Annotated in this window: 18 protein-coding genes; 13 read left to right on the top strand and 5 right to left on the bottom strand. The window is 39.2% G+C overall.

Annotated elements, in window-relative coordinates; all coding sequences use genetic code 11:
* Nucleotides 1-315 precede the first annotated feature (315 nt).
* The 11 genes from HPC41_RS23645 to HPC41_RS23595 all read left to right on the top strand — a co-directional run bounded on the left by HPC41_RS23645 (nt 316) and on the right by HPC41_RS23595 (nt 9544).
* Nucleotides 316-540 carry a PG1828 family lipoprotein gene (locus tag HPC41_RS23645; RefSeq protein ID WP_172396568.1) on the top strand — a complete coding sequence of 75 codons (225 nt, stop codon included), beginning with the start codon at nt 316-318 and terminating at the stop codon, nt 538-540.
* A 152-nt stretch (nt 541-692) separates the two neighbouring features.
* Nucleotides 693-917 (top strand): hypothetical protein, encoded by a 225-nt coding sequence (locus HPC41_RS23640; protein WP_108636751.1) that lies wholly within the window; start codon nt 693-695, stop codon nt 915-917.
* Nucleotides 918-1042: 125 nt separating this feature from the next.
* Nucleotides 1043-2392, top strand: coding sequence for an adenylosuccinate lyase (purB, locus tag HPC41_RS23635; RefSeq protein ID WP_172396567.1), 1350 nt, complete (start codon nt 1043-1045; stop codon nt 2390-2392).
* A 71-nt stretch (nt 2393-2463) separates the two neighbouring features.
* The gene (locus tag HPC41_RS23630) at nt 2464-3018 is read left to right on the top strand and encodes a NifU family protein (RefSeq protein ID WP_172396566.1); all 555 of its coding nucleotides are present in this window, start codon (nt 2464-2466) and stop codon (nt 3016-3018) included.
* A 602-nt stretch (nt 3019-3620) separates the two neighbouring features.
* Nucleotides 3621-4469, top strand: a complete 849-nt coding sequence (locus tag HPC41_RS23625) for a transketolase (RefSeq protein WP_172396565.1) — start codon at nt 3621-3623, stop codon at nt 4467-4469.
* Between the two features lies 1 nt (nt 4470).
* Nucleotides 4471-5424, top strand: a complete 954-nt coding sequence (locus HPC41_RS23620) for a transketolase family protein (protein ID WP_172396564.1) — start codon at nt 4471-4473, stop codon at nt 5422-5424.
* 23 nt (nt 5425-5447) lie between these two features.
* Nucleotides 5448-5993 carry an RNA polymerase sigma factor gene (locus HPC41_RS23615; RefSeq protein ID WP_172396563.1) on the top strand — a complete coding sequence of 182 codons (546 nt, stop codon included), beginning with the start codon at nt 5448-5450 and terminating at the stop codon, nt 5991-5993.
* A gap of 33 nt (nt 5994-6026) precedes the next feature.
* On the top strand, nt 6027-7079 hold the full coding sequence (locus tag HPC41_RS23610) for a hypothetical protein (RefSeq protein ID WP_172396562.1): 1053 nt from the start codon (nt 6027-6029) through the stop codon (nt 7077-7079).
* Nucleotides 7079-7498: a hypothetical protein gene (locus tag HPC41_RS23605; RefSeq protein ID WP_172396561.1), complete on the top strand. Its 420-nt coding sequence runs from the start codon at nt 7079-7081 to the stop codon at nt 7496-7498. The genes HPC41_RS23610 and HPC41_RS23605 overlap by 1 nt, the downstream gene beginning before the upstream one ends.
* 61 nt (nt 7499-7559) lie before the next feature.
* Entirely contained in the window at nt 7560-8747 is a 1188-nt protein-coding gene (locus HPC41_RS23600) for an aspartate aminotransferase family protein (RefSeq protein WP_172396803.1), read from the top strand.
* A 35-nt stretch (nt 8748-8782) separates the two neighbouring features.
* Nucleotides 8783-9544: an SGNH/GDSL hydrolase family protein gene (locus HPC41_RS23595; protein WP_172396560.1), complete on the top strand. Its 762-nt coding sequence runs from the start codon at nt 8783-8785 to the stop codon at nt 9542-9544.
* Nucleotides 9545-9689: 145 nt separating this feature from the next.
* On the opposite strand, the gene HPC41_RS23590 is transcribed toward HPC41_RS23595, so the two are convergent.
* The 5 genes from HPC41_RS23590 to thrA all read right to left on the bottom strand — a co-directional run bounded on the left by HPC41_RS23590 (nt 9690) and on the right by thrA (nt 17314).
* The gene (locus tag HPC41_RS23590) at nt 9690-10886 is read right to left on the bottom strand and encodes an MFS transporter (protein ID WP_172396559.1); all 1197 of its coding nucleotides are present in this window, start codon (nt 10884-10886) and stop codon (nt 9690-9692) included.
* A 60-nt stretch (nt 10887-10946) separates the two neighbouring features.
* Nucleotides 10947-12134: a class I SAM-dependent rRNA methyltransferase gene (locus HPC41_RS23585; protein WP_172396558.1), complete on the bottom strand. Its 1188-nt coding sequence runs from the start codon at nt 12132-12134 to the stop codon at nt 10947-10949.
* 269 nt (nt 12135-12403) lie between these two features.
* The gene (gene thrC / locus HPC41_RS23580) at nt 12404-13711 is read right to left on the bottom strand and encodes a threonine synthase (RefSeq protein ID WP_172396557.1); all 1308 of its coding nucleotides are present in this window, start codon (nt 13709-13711) and stop codon (nt 12404-12406) included.
* Between the two features lie 129 nt (nt 13712-13840).
* Entirely contained in the window at nt 13841-14779 is a 939-nt protein-coding gene (locus HPC41_RS23575) for a homoserine kinase (protein ID WP_172396802.1), read from the bottom strand.
* 87 nt (nt 14780-14866) lie between these two features.
* Nucleotides 14867-17314: a bifunctional aspartate kinase/homoserine dehydrogenase I gene (thrA, locus tag HPC41_RS23570; protein ID WP_172396556.1), complete on the bottom strand. Its 2448-nt coding sequence runs from the start codon at nt 17312-17314 to the stop codon at nt 14867-14869.
* Nucleotides 17315-17841: 527 nt separating this feature from the next.
* Between thrA and HPC41_RS23565 the strand changes: the two genes are divergently transcribed.
* Together HPC41_RS23565 and HPC41_RS23560 are read left to right on the top strand one after the other, a co-directional pair.
* The gene (locus HPC41_RS23565) at nt 17842-18423 is read left to right on the top strand and encodes a C40 family peptidase (RefSeq protein WP_172396555.1); all 582 of its coding nucleotides are present in this window, start codon (nt 17842-17844) and stop codon (nt 18421-18423) included.
* 104 nt (nt 18424-18527) lie between these two features.
* The gene (locus tag HPC41_RS23560; RefSeq protein WP_172396554.1) at nt 18528-19040 is read left to right on the top strand and encodes a phosphoribosyltransferase family protein; all 513 of its coding nucleotides are present in this window, start codon (nt 18528-18530) and stop codon (nt 19038-19040) included.
* Nucleotides 19041-19047: the final 7 nt, after the last annotated feature.

Raw genomic sequence — 19047 nt, 5'->3', positions numbered from 1 at the left:
AGGGTTTCTGCTTAAAATAATAAAAATAATTGAAAATTGTTTGTGCAAACAGCCAGCGTAACATACTACTTTCTTGCTCTTACCTTATCCTAATAACTGTCCAAACAAGGATATTGATCCATTATTTTTTAATTTTAAGCCAATAAATCCAATTGAATGGGTTGATCTGCGTATCACTACAGATAAATAAACAACTACATTTCAAATAGTTACATCTTTTTAAAAAAATATTTTTTTTGGAGGGTTACCTTTTGGGGTTCGGTGTATTAAGAAATGAAAAAGAAAATATTTCAATTTAAATTAGAAAATTAGAAAATGAAAAACGCATTAAAATTCGGTTTCTTAGGTTTAGCTTTAACTGTAGCTTTCGCATCTTGTAACAATACAGAGAAAAAAGCTGAAGGTGCTGCTGATTCAGCATCTGCTTTAGTTGATTCTGCTGCTAACACATTAGATTCAGCTGCTACTCAAGTTGATTCAGCTAAAACTGCTGTTGACTCTGCTGCTGCTAAAGTTGATTCAGCTGCTACTAAAAAATAATTTTTAGAAACTGAATAACGTATTTGGAGAGGCTTTTCGCAAGAGAAGCCTCTCTTTTTTTAAAAAATATTAAGAAGCAGGGTTACCTTTTTCATTTACGGGTATCAAGTCTTAAATAACAAGATTTAGAAATTACTTTTAATTTTAATAAAATGAAAAACGCATTCAAATTAGGTTTCTTAGGATTGGCTTTAACTGTAGCCTTCGCTTCATGTGGTGAAACTGGTAAAAAAACTGACGCAGCTACTGATTCAGCTAACACTGCTTTAGACTCAGCTAACACTGCTTTAGATTCAGCTAATACTGCTGTTGATTCAGCTAAAACTGCTGTTGACTCAGCTAAAACTGCCGTTGACTCAACTAAAGCTGCTCACTAATTCTCTGAAACAGAATTTCAACAGCATAAAAAGCCTCCTGTTAATGGAGGCTTTTTTTATATCTATTCCAATTAAATTGCTAAGCTCCAAGCATTTTTTTACCTTTGCCAAAAATCATTCAATCTATGGCTTTATCATCTTTAACAGCAGTTACGCCTATTGACGGACGCTACTACAATAACACCAATGAGCTTGCGGCTTTTTTCTCTGAATTTGCCTTAATAAAATATCGAGTACGCATCGAAGTCGAATATTTTATAGCGTTAAGCGAATCAGGAATCGCCCAGTTGCAACATTTCGATAAAACGTTGAACGAAAAATTAAGAGATATCTATCGAAATTTTTCTGAAGAAGATGCGATCTGGATCAAGAACACTGAAAAAGTTACCAATCATGATGTTAAAGCTGTTGAATATTTTTTAAAAGATCAGTTTGAAAAACTGGGATTACAGGATTATCTAGAATTTATTCACTTTGGCTTAACATCTCAGGATATCAACAACACGGCCATTCCACTTTCCTGGAAAGAGGCGATCAAAGAAAGTTATACACCGGTCATTGATGAATTGCTCCATGAATTAAAGTCTTTGGCAACCTCCTGGTCAGACATTCCAATGCTCGCCCGTACACATGGGCAGCCCGCATCTCCAACTCGTTTAGGTAAAGAACTTTATGTTTTCGTCGAACGAATTGAACGTCAGCTACAGCTTTTACATACCGTACCGTACTCAGCAAAATTTGGTGGAGCAACAGGTAATTTCAACGCTCATCACGTAGCTTATCCAGAAACCAACTGGATCGACTTCGGTAATAACTTTGTCAATACTATCTTGGGATTGGATCGTTCACAAACTACGACCCAAATTGAGCACTATGACAATTTTGCCGCTAGCTGTGATGCATTAAAACGAATCAATAACATTATTATCGACCTGTGCCGTGATATATGGACTTATATCTCCATGGAATATTTTAAGCAAAAAATCACTGCTGGTCAAATTGGCTCTTCTGCAATGCCACACAAAGTCAATCCAATTGACTTTGAAAATGCAGAAGGAAATTTAGGCATTGCCAATGCTATATTTGAACATTTAGCGGCTAAATTACCGATTTCACGTCTTCAAAGGGATTTAACAGATTCAACCGTGTTACGTAATATCGGTGTTCCATTTGCACATACCTTAATTGCGGTAAAATCGACATTGAGAGGTTTACGTAAATTGATATTGAATGAACAGGCCCTAGCGAATGATCTTGAAAATAATTGGGCCGTTGTTGCCGAAGCGTTACAAACGATCTTGCGCAGGGAAGGCTATCCAAAACCTTATGAAGCATTAAAGGATCTTACACGTACCAATACACACGTGACCAAAGAGACCATTGCAATGTTTGTCGATAATCTCAACGTGTCTGAAGAGGTCAAAGCAGAACTAAAAGCAATCAGCCCCTCAAATTACACAGGGGTCACATTATAAGCTTTGACTTATAAATGACCTTAACAACACATCTTTTGACATATCTTTGTTTGGAATAAAAACTTAATTAAATGGCTACTATCAACGTATATACAGAATCTACTCCCAATCCTTCAACTATGAAGTTTTTGGTCAATAAATTATTGATCAACGGTAGTGTGGATTTTCCAAATAAAGAAACTGCACAAGAATCACCTTTCGCTCAGGAACTGTTTAAATTCAATTTTGTAAACGGAGTATTTTTTGCGAGCAATTTTGTTACCATTACCAAAACAGAAGATGCAGAATGGGAAGATATTGAAGCGCTATTGAAAGACTTTGTAAAAGGTGCTGTTGAATCCGAACTTGCAGTAAAAGCGGTACATCACGATCCTGAGGTAAACTTTGAAGGAACAGAAACTGAAGTAAAAATACAACAGGTATTACATGATTATGTACGACCTGCCGTCGAACAGGATGGTGGTGCAATTCATTACAAATCCTTCAACGAAGGTATTGTAACTGTTGAATTAAAAGGTTCGTGTAGTGGCTGTCCTTCATCAACGATCACACTTAAAGCTGGTATCGAAGGTTTATTAAAACGTATGGTCCCAGAGGTAACTGAGGTTGTTGCAGAAGCGATGTAATGATTATTCATATATAGAAATAACGAAAAAGGGTTCAACAATACCATATTTGTTGAACCCTTTTTCGTTTTCAGCCCCTGTATATACTGAGATATTTTAATATCTTTTTTGTAAAGAGTGTCTATTAGGTGTCACTAATTGACAACATCGAATGAATCTTTCAATGGTAAGTGAGCGGATGAGTTTCCAATAAAAACTTCAAATTTGCCCGGTTCTACAGTCCATTTATTGTATTAATCCAACAGCTCGAGGTGTGTCGGTAAAATTGAAAATTGGACAGATTTTTTCTCACCAGGATTTAAATAGATTTGTCTTGGGCAGAAGAATAGTACTGTAGCGTGGAAAAGGTAGTAACAAGCAAAAAACGTTTAAATTGTTTGGGCATTATCTTGAAAATTGTGGGTTTTATAAATTAAAGCAAGGTACAAAAAAAGCAAAATTAAAAGGCGAAAATTGAAATAGGGACTGTCCGTAAGCGGAATTCTTATTCAGCAAAACGCAATTGGTAATACACTGTATAAAAATAAAGAAATTCACTTTTTAACAAGCATCTAGCTTAAAAATAGTTAACTTTACGACCAATTGTGAAACCAACAAAAAAAATGAGTGCAGATATTAACAAACTAGAACAAATTGCATCACAAGTAAGACGTGATATCGTGCGTATGGTACACGCTTGTCAATCAGGACACCCAGGTGGTTCATTAGGTTGTACAGATTACTTTGTAGCGCTTTATTTCAATGCAATGAAACGCAATCCTTCCTTTGATATGGATGGAAAAGGAGAAGATTTATTCTTCTTGTCAAACGGACATATTTCGCCTGTATTTTACAGTACATTGGCCCATGCAGGCTATTTTGAAGTAAGCGAATTAGCAACATTCAGAAAAATCAATTCTAGACTACAAGGCCACCCAACTACACATGAAGGTCTTCCGGGCATTCGTATTGCGTCGGGATCATTGGGCCAAGGATTATCTGTTGCTATAGGAGCCGCACAGGCCAAAAGATTGAATAAAGACAATAATCTAGTTTATGTATTAATGGGTGATGGTGAATTGCAGGAAGGTCAGGTGTGGGAAGCTGCAATGTATGCCCCACATAACAAAATTGACAACTTGATTGCTACCATTGATTATAACAAAGCACAAATTGACGGGTCTACAGATCAAGTATTATCCTTGGGTGATCTTCGCTCAAAATGGGAAGCATTTGGCTGGGATGTGATGGAAATTGCAAAAGGAAATGACATGTCTTCAGTAGTTGCGGGCTTAACAGAAGCTAAATCGCGTACTGGAAAAGGTAAACCAGTCATTATTTTAATGCATACTGAAATGGGAAGTGGTGTTGATTTCATGATGGGTTCTCATAAATGGCATGGTGTTGCTCCAAATGACGAACAATTAGCGTCGGCGTTGAATCAACTTTCAGAAACTTTAGGAGATTACTAGAATGAAAAAATATACTTATACAGAGTCAAAAGATACACGTTCGGGATTTGGTGCAGGCTTATTAGAGGCAGGAAAACAAAACGAAAACGTAGTTGCATTATGTGCAGATTTGATCGGTTCATTGAAAATGAACGATTTTATAAAAGAGTTTCCAGAACGCTTCTTCCAAATCGGTATTGCAGAAGCTAATATGATGGGCATCGCTGCTGGACTTACAATCGGTGGAAAAATTCCTTTTACAGGTACTTTCGCTAACTTTTCAACAGGACGTGTTTACGACCAAATTCGCCAATCTATTGCTTATTCCGACAAAAACGTAAAAATAGCTGCTTCACATGCGGGGTTAACCTTAGGTGAAGATGGTGCTACTCATCAAATTTTGGAAGATATCGGATTGATGAAAATGTTACCTGGAATGACTGTAATCAATCCTTGCGACTTCAATCAAACAAAAGCAGCTACCATTGCTGCTGCAAAATTTGAAGGGCCGATTTATCTACGTTTCGGCCGTCCGGTAGTTCCAAACTTTACTCCTGCTGATCAAGAATTTGTAATCGGAAAGGCCGTTTTATTGAACGAAGGTACAGATGTAACCATCATCGCTACAGGCCACTTGGTCTGGGAAGCTATTCAAGCGGGTGAAAAATTAGCGGAATTGGGCATCAATGCTGAAATTATCAATATCCATACCATCAAACCGTTGGATGAGGAAGCAATTTTGAAATCAGTTGCAAAAACAAAATGTGTCGTTACCGCCGAAGAACATAACCGTCTTGGTGGATTGGGCGACAGCGTTGCACAGGTATTGACAAGAGAATTACCTAGCCCACAAGAATATGTAGCCGTAAATGATAGTTTTGGGGAATCAGGTACGCCAGCACAACTCATGGAAAAATATGGTTTGAATGCAGAAGCTATCGTAGCTGCTGCTCAAAAGGTAATCAAAAGAAAATAACGAAAAACTTCACAGGTCAATATATGGATGACGCTTTAATTATAGCAAAGTTCGCCGAAGAAAGTACGCGAGAAGAAGCTTTCCGTTTATTGTTGAAAAAATATCAACAAAAGATTTATTGGCATGTGCGAAGAATGGTAATCGATCACGATGATGCTGATGATGTCGTACAGGATATTTTTGTCAAAGTATGGAAGAACCTCGGGAATTTCCGTGAAGATTCACAATTGTATACTTGGCTATATCGCATTGCAACAAACGAATGTATTACATTCTTAAATAAAAAAAAGCAGAAGCAGAACGTGTCGTTGGATGACGACACGACTGCTTACTTAGCAGAAACACTTGCTGATGGCAATTATTTTAATGGCGACAAAGCTCAAATGAAATTGCAGCAGGCTTTATTAACGTTACCGGAGAAACAGAAATTGGTTTTTAATATGAAATATTTTGAAGACATGAAATATGATGAAATTTCTGAAGTACTCGGCACAAGTGTTGGCGCATTAAAAGCGTCCTATCATTTGGCAGTAAAAAAAATAGAGGCTTTTTTTAATAACAACGATTAAACCTTTTAGCCAAATTAGGTTCTAACAGATACTATGAAGGAAAATAGCACATATCATGATGGGCTGGAATCTAATCATCTTCCAGAATCATTGCGTGAAAATCCTTTTGGCGTGCCTGAGAATTATTTCAGTGATTTAGAATCTAAAATAATAGCGCATGTCAAATGGATTGAATGCAAAGACGGAGCTGCATTTGAGGTTCCGGAAGGGTACTTTGATTCACTCCCAGATCTTGTGCTAAACAAAATAGCGGAGGATTCCCTCAAAACGCTAGTTGCTATGGATGGTTTTGATATTCCTGAACAATATGCAGGGATATTAACAGCAGACATCTTTCATCGCATTTCGGAAGAAAATTTAAAAGAAAAAATCCAATCGGACGGTTTTACAGTACCAACAGGTTATTTCCAAACACTTGAGCAAAATATCGCAACAGATATTGCAGCACAACAGTTAAAAGACAGCATTCCTACAGAGGGCTTTACTGTTCCTGTAGGCTATCATACAAATCTTGAAGAAACTATTTTTTCCCGTATCGCTGAAACAGAATTGAAGCAGGCTGTCCAAACGGATGGTTTCGCCCTTCCAATAGATTATCATGCAGATCTTGGAGAAGCTATTTTCGTCCGTATTGCTGAAGAAAAATTAAAAGCTACAGCTCCTACGACAGACTTTGACGTTCCACCGCATTATTTTGAAACACTTTCAGACAAAATTATCGGCGCTATTCAGGCACCTAACGAAGAATGGGAGGCAACCCCTATCCGTCGATTAGGTAGACCAAAAAAATGGTACTCCAGATATGCGGTAGCAGCTTCGTTTACAGCAATGCTGGGCGTTGGTGGATATTGGGGATATCAACAGCAAAATGCTATCCCACAGGATAACGTAGCTGAATCCCAGTTAAGTCAACATTTATCTGAAATTCCGAAGCAGGAAATTATTAATTATCTTTCTGCCTCTGCTTCTGGTGATGATATGGTATATATGTCACAATATACGGATGAAACAAATCTCCCAACGAAAGGATTTGGCAGTAATATATCTAAACAAGAGATAGAAGATTATCTAAACTATACCTTATAATGATGTTCAACAAAAAAAACATATGGATAACATTGTTCTTTAGTATATTTTCTATTGCCTTGGGCTTTGCACAAGACAGAAACCGATTCCAAGCTATTGAAAATGAAAAGATAGCCTATATTACTAAAGAACTAGATTTGACCCCTAAAGAAGCTCAGCAGTTCTTTCCGCTCTATAATGAATATAGTCAGACATTATGGGATATTCGGAGAGAAAAATTGAATGGTGCTCCTAAAAACAGTTTTAGGGGACGATCGAGGGATGTACTGCAATATGACGCCAAAGAGGTGCAGATTAAAAAGGAGTATCGCGCAAAGTTTGCCAAGGTGATAGGGAGTGCCCGAGCTTCACAGTTCTTCGAAGTAGAGCAAGAGTTCAGGGAACATCTCTACAAATCTTTACAAAATAGACGGAAATAATCCCGAAAATAAAAAAGAAGTCTTGAAGACTTCTTTTTTATTTTCGGACATTTGTAAAATCATGTTAAGCAATAGAGAATTATTTTTAATGAACACCGCCCAAACCTCTAGCTCGCCTAGGTTGGTTGAAGTGGTTAAGGCCGAAGGTGTATACCTATATGGACCTAACGGAGAAGAATATATGGATCTTGTCTCCGGATTTAATGTGAGTAACATTGGTCATCGTCACCCAAAAGTACTTGAAGCAATAAAGGCCCAGCTTGATCAGTATCTTCATGTCACGGTCTACGGTGAATTTGTACAAGCTCCCCAAGTTCAATTTGCCACAGAATTATTGGCAGAATTGCCTTCAAATTTCCAATCGGTATACTTGACCAACAGTGGAACAGAAGCAGTAGAAGGTGCTATGAAAATTGCTAAGAAGTACACCGGAAGGAAGCAAATTATCGCAGCCAAAAAGGCGTATCATGGAAGTACCCAAGGGGCACTCAGCCTTATTGGAAATGATGAATATCGCAAAGCCTATGCGCCGCTTCTTCCAGAAATAGACTTTATTTCTTTTAACGATCCTAAAGACTTAACAAAAATCACAGATAATACGGCTGCAGTGATTCTGGAAGCTATTCAAGGAGAAGCAGGAGTCAGAGTTCCTGATGTCGCCTATATGCAGGCTGTAAGAAAGCGTTGTGATGAAACAGGTACCCTGCTCATTTTCGATGAAATCCAAACAGGTTTTGGTCGTACAGGAAAACTATTTGCCTTTGAGCATTTTGGTATTGTACCTGATGTCCTTATGTTGGCCAAGGGCATCGGAGGGGGTATGCCATTAGGTGCCTTCGTGGCTGCCAAAGAAGTAATGGACGTCATTAAAGATAATCCGATGTTGGGTCATATCACCACATTCGGTGGGCATCCAGTCAGTTGTGCTGCCGCCCGTGCATCGCTTGCAGTGATCAAATCGGAAAAACTCGTTGAACAGGTAGCACATAAAGCCGATCTATTTCGTGAAAAACTTAACCATCCGGCAATTAAAGAAATCCGGGGTTTAGGGTTGATGATGTGTCTACAATTAGACAGCTTTGAGCACGTTTATAATGTCAGTAAATACTGTGCAGAACATGGAGTGATGATTGACTGGTACCTGCATTGTGAAACAGCACTTCGCGTAGCTCCGCCACTGACCATTACTGAAGCTGAAATAGAAAAATCCTGTAACATCATTATAAAAGGTTTGGAAAAGTATGCGTAAAGTATGTAACTTTAATACGTAACAAAAACCTAATAATGAGCACAAACCGTAGATCATTTATCAAAAAAAGTATTATTGGCGCCGGTCTTTTGACTGGAGCCAATTTATTGGGCAACGACGTTTATGCCCGCGAAGACAACTTTAAATCTTCAAAAATAAGTCTGAATGACGGAGATATCATCCTATTTCAGGGCGACTCGATCACGGATGTAGGCCGGGATCGAAATAATAGAAACGCCAATGACACAAACGCGTTAGGCCGAGGGTATGCCTTACTGGCCGCCAGCCAACTGTTGAATAAGTATGCCGCAAAGAATCTGAAAATTTACAATACGGGAATCAGCGGCAATCGCGTTCCCGATCTTCAAAAACGTTGGGCGGAGGATGCCTTAGCGATCAAACCAAATGTATTGAGTATCTTGATTGGTGTAAATGACTTTTGGCGAACCATCGATCGTGGCGCCAAAACAACTGTTGAAGAGTATAAATCCCAGTACCAACAATTACTACAGGAAACACTACAGAAGCTCCCGAATGTCAAACTGATTATCGGAGAACCTTTTGCCGTAAAAGGCGTAGGCCATATCACAGATGCTTGGTATCCCAAGTTTTTAGCCTATCAAGAGACTGCTCGGGATATAGCAAAAGAATTTGATGCGATACTTCTTCCCTATCAGAAAATCTTTGACAATGCACAGAAGACCGCTCCGGGAGCTTACTGGGCAGCGGACGGCGTACACCCCACGCTTGCTGGAGCGCAGATGATGGCAACAGCCTGGATGGACTGCATCAAATAGTATAAAAGAGAAAACTATATAAAAAGTAAAAGTCCCTTGAAGATTGATTACTTCAAAAGAGGTTTTAAGGAGATACAAATAAAACGAAAGAAAAACGGGAGTAGCCAACCTGTTGGTGCACTCCCGTTTTTTTATATATCGTATTCTAAATCTCTTTATAGGGAGTCTTCTGTAGATTAGGAAGAAAATAGGCGACAATACCGATTAAGGGTAAATACGAACACAGATGGTAAATAAATTCGATGGATGTATGATCTGCTTGCCATCCGAGTACCGCAGACCCGATTCCCCCCATGCCAAATGCAAATCCGTAAAACAAACCAGAGACCATACCCAGCTTCTTAGGCAATAACTCCTGCGCATATACGATAATTGCAGGAAAAGCAGATGACAATATTAATCCGATGATCACAATCAGTATCCCCGTCATTGTAAGACCTACGTAGGGCAAGGCCAACGCAAAGGGGGCCACACCTAAAACAGAGAACCAAATCACATATTTCCTTCCAAAACGGTCCCCAAACGCTCCCCCCAGTAAGGTACCTACCGCAACGGCTATCAGAAAATAAAACAGATACACCTGTGCTTCCACCTCATTGATCCCAAATTTTTTCATCGTGTAAAACTGAAAATAATTGGTAATACTTGCGATATAGAAATATTTGGAAACGATCAACAACAATAGGATAATGACAGTTGCGACAATACGTGAATTGGGAAGATCTGGAACACGAATACTTTTTTTTGTTGATCTCGAAACATTTGCAAGCCGACGCTTATACCAAGTACCTATATAATAGGATATAAACTGGCCAACAATTGTAAATAAACACATCCAGGCAATAGCCTGCTGTCCCCGAGGTAGGACCAGAAAAGCAACGATAATAGGTGCTAAAGCAGTTCCTGCATTTCCGCCTATCTGAAAAATGGATTGTGCCATACTCCGCCTACCGCCTGAGGCCATGTAAGCCACGCGGGAAGACTCTGGATGGAAAATTGAGGAACCGATACCAACAAGAAAAACGGAGAACAATATCCACGCATAACTATGTGCCTGGGAAAACAACAACATGCCCACAAGTGAAAATGACATCCCGATAATCTGTGAATATGGAACAGGATGCTTGTCTGTAAATGAACCTACAACGGGCTGAAAAATAGAAGCCGCAATCTGGTATACCAATGTAATCATCCCTACCTGAGAAAAGCTCAGGTGATGTTCTTCTTTTAATAAAGGGTAAGTGGCAGGAATTACAGCCTGAATAAGATCATTCAGCAGGTGCACCATACTCACGGCAAACAAAATAGAAAAAATAGGTCTAGTTTCTTTTTCTTTGATCATGATCTCGCTTTAAATTAAAAAGGTCGATTTATTCAAATCAACCTATATATCTGCATTTATTTATAATACACGTACCAACAATCCTTTGAGGTATTCCCCTTCTGGAAAGGAGGCCCTAACAGGATGATCTTCGGGTTGATGGAATTGCCGAATAAACTGTATCTCTTTACCCGCGTCCAATGCGGCCCAGGCAAGTACTTGTTTAAAGGTGTCCATATCCATCGCTCCGGAACAAGAGAATGTCGCCAATAACCCACCGCTATTCAACAGCATTAAACCTCGACGATTCAAATCTTTATAAGCCCGTGATGCTCTTTCCAAAGCTGAACGGGAAGGTGCATACTTTGGTGGATCCAGGACGATCAAATCGAATTTTTCACCCTCATCTATAAACTTACGCAATTGCTTATTGACGTCAGACAATATTGCTTTATGCCGACTTGGCTCAAATCCGTTTTCGGCTACATTTTTTTCAAGAGTTTCAATCGCCAACGCAGAGCTATCTACAGACACGACTTCATTTGCACCAGCTTTTAAGCTATTCAGTGTAAATCCACCAGAATAACAGAAACAATCCAATACCCTTTTATCAGCAACATATTGCGCTGTCAATAACCTATTCTCACGCTGGTCGCAATAGAAACCTGACTTTTGCCCATCAATGATATTTACCTTATAATGAAGGCCATTTTCGATGACGTCCACAAATTCAGGTGGTACCTCGCCAGACAAAAGACCATTTGTATCTGGTAGTCCCTCATGCTCACGAGATTTCAGATCACTCCGCTCATAGATTCCAATAGGATTTAACAGCGTATTTAGCTCAGCAATAATGATATCTTTAACCTTTTCTACTCCTACGGAATGGACCTGAATAGAAATAAAATCAGCATACTTATCCACGATTAATCCGGGTAGAAAGTCTGCCTCGGCAAAAATCAGACGAACGGTATTGGTAATGTCTTCCTGCAGCAAATGTTGTCTTGCTGCTACGGCCTTTTGAATACGGGTGCGCCACCAATCCGCATCAATCTGAGCTTGTGGATTCCATTCGAGTAAGCGGATGGCCACCCGCGAACTATTGTGAAACAATCCGTATGCAATAAACTCACGTTCGGCATTGTAAACCCCTACAATTTCGCCATCTTCAATCTTATCGGACAATGATTTAATTGCTCCGGAAAATACCCAAGGATGCAATTGCCAGGCAGCTTTATCCTTACCCTTATTCAAATAAACTGATTTCATTACTGCAAAATTAACTTATTAATTGTAAACCTTGGATTGTTTATTGTCATAAAAAATTAAATTGAAATAAATATTCCTGTATATTTACAAAATGAATTTAAAACATCTTTTTTTAACCACTGCAATCGCTACCACGCTGTTTTCCTGCAAAAAATCTGATCGTGAACCCACAATTAAAAATGAGGAAGATAAAGACATAACTCGAATTAAAGAATTATATAGATAACTATCTTGGTATAAAAAAGGGCTCCTAATGGAGCCCTCCGCGTTTAGTTATGGTTGATTAGATATCTTTTGAACGCTTCGAAGTCGACCTCCAAAGGTTCCGCTAGTTTTTCTTTTCCTTGCAATGTTTCTGCGCCATCTGGAAGCACAATTTCCTTGAACACTTCAGGATCAATTGCATCCGGGAATTTGCAGGGATGTGCCGTAGATAAGAAAACCGAAGCGTAATGACCTGGATTTTCTTTAGCATAAGCTTTCGCACCAAGCCACGCAATCGCCGTATGTGGGCAGGCAATGTAATTTGATTCCTGAACGAGCTTATTCATTCCCTCTTTCGTTTCTTCGTCTGTAAAGGTATAAGAGGAAAGCATAGCCTTTAATTCCCGCATATTACCTGCAAACAGGTCTTGAATACGTACCCAGTTACTTGGGTTACCCACATCCATGGCATTGCTCAATGTCTGGATAGAAGGTTTAGGTTCGTATTGTCCTGAAACAAGAAATCTCGGTACGGTATCGTTGACATTCGTCGCTGCCACAAAATGTTTGACAGGAAGCCCCATTTTATAGGCGAGCAAACCTGCACCAATATTCCCAAAATTACCACTTGGAACGGTAAACACGACTTCATTGATGCCTTGTGATTTCAGTTGGGCATAGGCATAAAAGTAATAAAAAGTTTGCGGGATCAATCGGGCAATATTGATTGAATTGGCAGATGTTAATCGCAAGGTTTGATTGAGTACTTCATCATTAAAAGCCTGTTTCACGAGCGCCTGACAATCATCAAATGTACCATCAACTTCAAGAGCACGTATATTTTGGCCGTTCGTGGTTAACTGTAGCTCTTGTACTTCCGAAACTTTACCTTTGGGATATAATATGGTTACACGAGTCCCCTCTACTCCCAAGAAACCTAATGCTACAGCTCCTCCAGTGTCGCCAGAAGTTGCGACGAGTACATCCAGCAATTTATCATCAGCTTTAGAAAAGTATCCCATGATACGGCTCATAAATCGAGCTCCAAAATCCTTAAAAGCATAAGAAGGTCCGTGAAATAGCTCCAGTACAGCCGTACTATCGGTCAAGAATTTTACGGGTGCTTCAAAATTAATCGCTTCATCAACGATTTTCTTTAAATCCGGCTTAGGAATATCATTATCCAAAAGTGTTGAGGCTACCTCCAACGCAATTTCCTGCAAAGAATATTGTTGGATATTTTTGATAAATAAAGGATCCAGTTGCGGGATTTGTTCAGGCATATATAATCCTTTATCTGCTGGCAGCGAATTAAATACGGCATCTTTGAAAGACACAGCTAATGCTTTATTATTTGTACTGTAAAATTTCATCTTTTAATACATATTTTAATTTCCATCTATTCTTAATCATCTAAAAGGTGCACGATGTGCGCTTTCTACAACAAAGTAAGATGTGCTTTATACCACGCTCAATGACATATCCGTGGTATAGTAAAAATTTTAATTTAATACCTTTGGCCCCTCAAGATTTACTTTTGAAACATAACCGAAGCTCTCTATTTCGTTTTCTTTAAGGTGTGCCTGAATTTTCTCTGCAATATTTTTTGCGACCTGCTCATCCCGTGTTATTGCAATGACCGAGGGACCTGAACCTGAAATACCGAAGCTCAGGGCGCCATGCTGTAGGGCAATTTCCTTCATTTCATAAAACTGCGGAATCAATATTGCTCGCGTAGGCTCTATAAGGATATCCTTCATGCTCCGGGAAATCAGATCATAATCTTCTTTAAATAAAGCTGCTACCAATCCGGCAATATTGCCCCATTGCGTCACAGCATCTTTTAATAAGACTTTATCTTTGATTAATTGCCGTGCATCACGTGTGGGGACATCGACCTGTGGAAACACCACTGCTGCCACTAATTCCTTCGGTGAAGGAATCGAAATAACATCCAGAGGCTCGTTGCCTCTAATCAAGGTGATCCCACCATATAGTGCTGGCGCAACATTGTCAGCATGTCCAGTACCACAGGCCAAGCGTTCTCCTTCGACACAGAACGGCAATAATTCTTCCTTTGTTAATGGATCGCCCAGCATAACATTAATCGCAAAAAGGCCAGCTACCGTGCTCGCTGCGCTAGATCCTAGACCTGACCCAATTGGCATGTGCTTATGCAATTCAATTTCAACGCCGACCTTAGACGCAATATTTAGTGCTTGCAATAGATACTGAACACAAGCGGATACGGTATTTTTACTCGGATCGAGCGGGAGCCTACCATCATCTCCTGTGATTTCCTTTATAGTCACCCCGGGTTGCTGCTTGCGTCGCATGATAACTTCATCCCCCGGCTGCTCTAGGGCAAAGCCCAGTATATCAAAACCACAGATCATATTCGCTACGGTCGCAGGAGCAAACACGCGAACTTCTGGCAACATCTTGTCTAAATCGACGACCTTACCCTTTAGATATTCAACATTTAAATTATTGGCCATTACTTCAATCGTTTTTTCCTTCAAAATAGTTTATGCACCTACGTTAACCAAATCTGCAAAGACTCCCGCCGCAGTTACTTCTGCTCCTGCTCCAGGCCCTTTTACCACCAAAGGACGGTCCTTATATCGTTCTGTTGTAAATGAGATAATGTTATCGCTACCGGATAGCGCGTAAAAAGGATGGTTTTCATCTACAAATTGAATAGCGATAGAAACCTTTCCATTTTCTAGCTTTCCAATATAGCGGATTGCCTTTTTTTCACGGACAGCTCTTGCTTTCATATCTTCAAAATAGGTATTCTCTTTTTGGAGCTCCGCATAGAAGGAATCTACAGTATCGGCCTTCAGACAAGCTTCTGGAAGAATTGGCCCTAGATCCACATCTTCCGCTTCCACGGCATAACCTGCGTCTCGCGCTAAAATCAACATCTTACGCATAAAGTCAATTCCACCCAAATCATCCCTTGGATCAGGCTCGGTATAGCCCAGTTCCTGCGCCTTCTTTACCACATTGAAAAAAGAAACGTCATCCTTAAAATTGTTGAAGATGTAAGAAATAGTCCCTGAAAGAATAGCTTCGATCTTTAAGATTCGATCACCACTGAGCATCAAATCTTTAAGAACTCTGACAATAGGCAGTCCAGCACCAACATTCGTTTCATAGAAAAAATCCACTCCATGTTTATGTGCGGTATCACGAAGTGTCTTGTACTGTGCATACTTTCCGGAATTCGCGATTTTATTGCAGGTTACAATGGAGATATTGGACTTAAAAATGTCCTCATAATATGTCGCAGGCAATTTGCTCGCAGTATTATCGATAAACACACAGTTGGGTAGGTTAAGCGCCTTCATCTTTTCAATAAATAAAGCTAGATCAGCCTCAGAACCATTTTCCTCGAGCTCGGCAGACCAATTATTTAGCTCCACACCTTCGGTATTGAACAGCATCTTACGGCTATTGGAAATTCCGACTACTTTGATCTCGATATCATTTTTATCAAGCAGAAAGTCATGTTGCTCTTCCAATTGTTTAAATAGCGTCGCGCCAATATTACCTGTACCGATGTTAAACACATGCAATGTTTTTTTCAACTCTGCAAAAAAAGCATCGTGAACAGCGTTGAGTGCTTTCGCTAAATCTTCTTTACCTATGATAACAGAGATATTGTATTCAGATGAGCCTTGCGCAATTGCCCGCACGTTGATACCATTCCGCCCAAGGGCAGCAAATAATCTTCCGGACATCCCCGGCGTCCGTTTCATATTCTCACCCACAATAGCTAATACGGATAAGTTTTCCTCAATAACGGGAATGACCAACTTATTTGCCTGGATTTCCAGTTCGAATTCAATTTCAATCAACTGTATTGCGCGCTTCGCATCCGAGGGATTAACCGCAAAGGTGATGCTATGCTCCGAAGAAGACTGCGTGATCAATACAACATTAATTTGTTCTCTTGCCAACAAGGTAAAAAGTCGTCCGCTAAACCCTGATTTGCCGATCATTCCCGATCCGCTCAGATTAATTACAGAAATGTCCGAGATCGAGGAAATCCCTTTGATTGGTAACGCTGTCTTTCCACTGTCAAATTGGATTACTGTGCCTGAGAAATCCGGTTCAAAAGTATTCCGGATAACGATAGGGATCTTTTTCAAAAATGCGGGGATCATAGTAGGCGGATAGATTACTTTAGCTCCAAAATAAGATAGCTCCATTGCCTCAGTATAGGAAAGCACTGGGAGTGAAAAAGCTTTTTTCACAATTCGGGGATCAGCAGTCAGCATTCCATTAACGTCAGTCCAGATTTCGATCGCTGTGGCATCAAGGATAGAGCCAAAGATTGCTGCGGTATAATCCGATCCGCCACGCCCTAAAGTGGTAATACGGCCATGCTCATTGCTGCCGATAAAACCGGTCACAAACAGAAGTTTGTCGCCGTGACTAATATACAATGATTTCACAAGCTGCTCCGTCAAGGACTCATTTAGATGCGCATTACCAAAGTTAGAATCAGTCTTTACATAATGTGAGGCGTCTATAAATAGAGACTCCGGTATGTACTGTTCCATTACTTTAGCAACCATATAATTAGAGCATCGCTCACCATAACTCAGAATCAAGTCCTTACTTTGATTACTTAGCTCCTTCAGTGCAAAAATTCCTTGGAGAAGATCTTCGATCTCATTGAAAAATAATTTAAGCTTGGTAAAGACCGGATTTTGGAATTTAACCGCCAAGAGTTCTTTCACAACTGAAAAATGCTTATCCTCCAATGATTTAAGCCCATCGGAGAAAGACTTACCTTCTGCAGCATCTTCCGCCAACTGGGTTAGTAAATTTGTGACACCTGACATGGCGGATAATACCACCAGGGGCTTTTCCTTCGCATCGTAGGATTTCTTAACAATACTTAAGACCCCTTTGAGACTTTCTACTGTTCCGACTGAAGTTCCTCCAAATTTTAAAACTTTCATACTGATTTATACTGTTTGTTTAGTTTGATTTATGTGACAAAAAAGAAGCGCTTTCCTTTTTGAGGAAAGCGCTTCAAATATTATGTCTACAATTATATACAATGAAACTACTTCCTCCTAAGTTTTATCCCGGTGGTAATAATAATCGTTGTAATAATTGTGTTTGTCTTCATTGTTTTTACTTATGTGTTGTAAATATAGAACTAATATTATCACATTCCTAAAGAAAATTAATATTTTTTTTCAGTTTTACAAAAACTAACCTAAAACAGTGGTATTATAACATAACCCGTTATTTTATGAGCTTGAGAAGGCGCAACCTGTTGTAGTAAAAGCTCGACATACTTATTAAATTTCAATAGATCCAAAAAGTATTAAGAAAGATGTTAAAATTGTTAAAATTGTGTTAAATCGCCTAAAAAAAATTTGACCTTAAACTGATATTGTATTATATTCGCAACAGTGCTGTCCAAAATAGATGACAGTACCGAATTTAAAAGTTAAATGTTGTACAAAAAAGCGATTTAATGAAAACAAAGAAATTTATAGCGTCAATGCTATTTATCGGCTTATGTCTAGTGTCGCAGGCACAAACCAACAGAAACTCCAAACCAGAATCAGATCCTGATAACCTAGCCAAAGAATACTTTTCACAAATCATGGGTGTCGCCGTCTCGGCAACAACGAATACAAAGCTTTATCAATTTGTCTATGAATGGCTAGGCACTCCATACCGTTTGGGCGGGGATTCAAAACGAGGCATTGATTGTTCTAAATTTTCTTACGAATTATATGACAAAGTTTTTAATACGTCATTAGGTTACAACAGCCGTAATCAATATTCCCAAGTAAAGACAGTGCAAAAAAACGAATTGAAAGCAGGAGATTTGGTTTTCTTCAAAATTAGAAGTAGAAGCATTACCCATGTAGGTGTTTATATTGGTGATAATAAATTTGCTCATGCGTCATCTAGCAAGGGCGTTATGATCAGCAACTTGGACGAACCCTATTGGAGACGTTATTATTATAATGGTGGTCGCTTACCAGAAGACAATAAAACACTTACTGCCGAAATATTAAAAGCAGAAAAAGATAACAAACTGAACTAAGGTTCATTTATTGACATAAAAAAGTCCAAAGCTTTAACTTGCTTTGGACTTTTTTTATACAATTTATTATCCTATTTTTACCCTATAATCATTGAAATGCTATTATGTCTTCAAAGAAAACACTCATCTTAAATAAAGAACAAATAAAACAGAAGTCTATCCGTATTGCCTATCAAATTTTAGAAGACAATTTTGAAGATGAAACGCTTGTTTTAGTTGGGATTGCCGATCGGGGTTATGTATTTGCGCAACGCCTTCAAACAATATTAAAGGAGATTTCAGACAAAGAAATTCTTTTGATTAAAGTTACCATGAAGAAAACAAGCCGCTCACTGAGTGCGGGCACAGACTTACCTGTTGACATTGCAAAAGACAGAACAATCATCCTAGTTGATGATGTATTAAATAGTGGTAGGGCACTGGCCTACGGTTTGGGTGTATTCCTGAATGTTCCATTGAAAAAGATGAGAACAGCCGTTCTAATCGATAGGAGCCACCACAAGTTCCCAATCTTTAGTGACTATTATGGTACTAAATTGTCCACTATCCTAAAAGAACACGTCACCGTTACGCTAGAAGAATTTGATAATGAAGAAGATGCGGCCTGGTTAGTATAACCATGCT

The organism is Sphingobacterium prati (genome assembly GCF_013167215.1).
Classification (GTDB): domain Bacteria; phylum Bacteroidota; class Bacteroidia; order Sphingobacteriales; family Sphingobacteriaceae; genus Sphingobacterium; species Sphingobacterium prati.
Note: the sequence above shows the minus strand (reverse complement) of the source record. Positions and strands in the feature narration are given on the sequence as shown.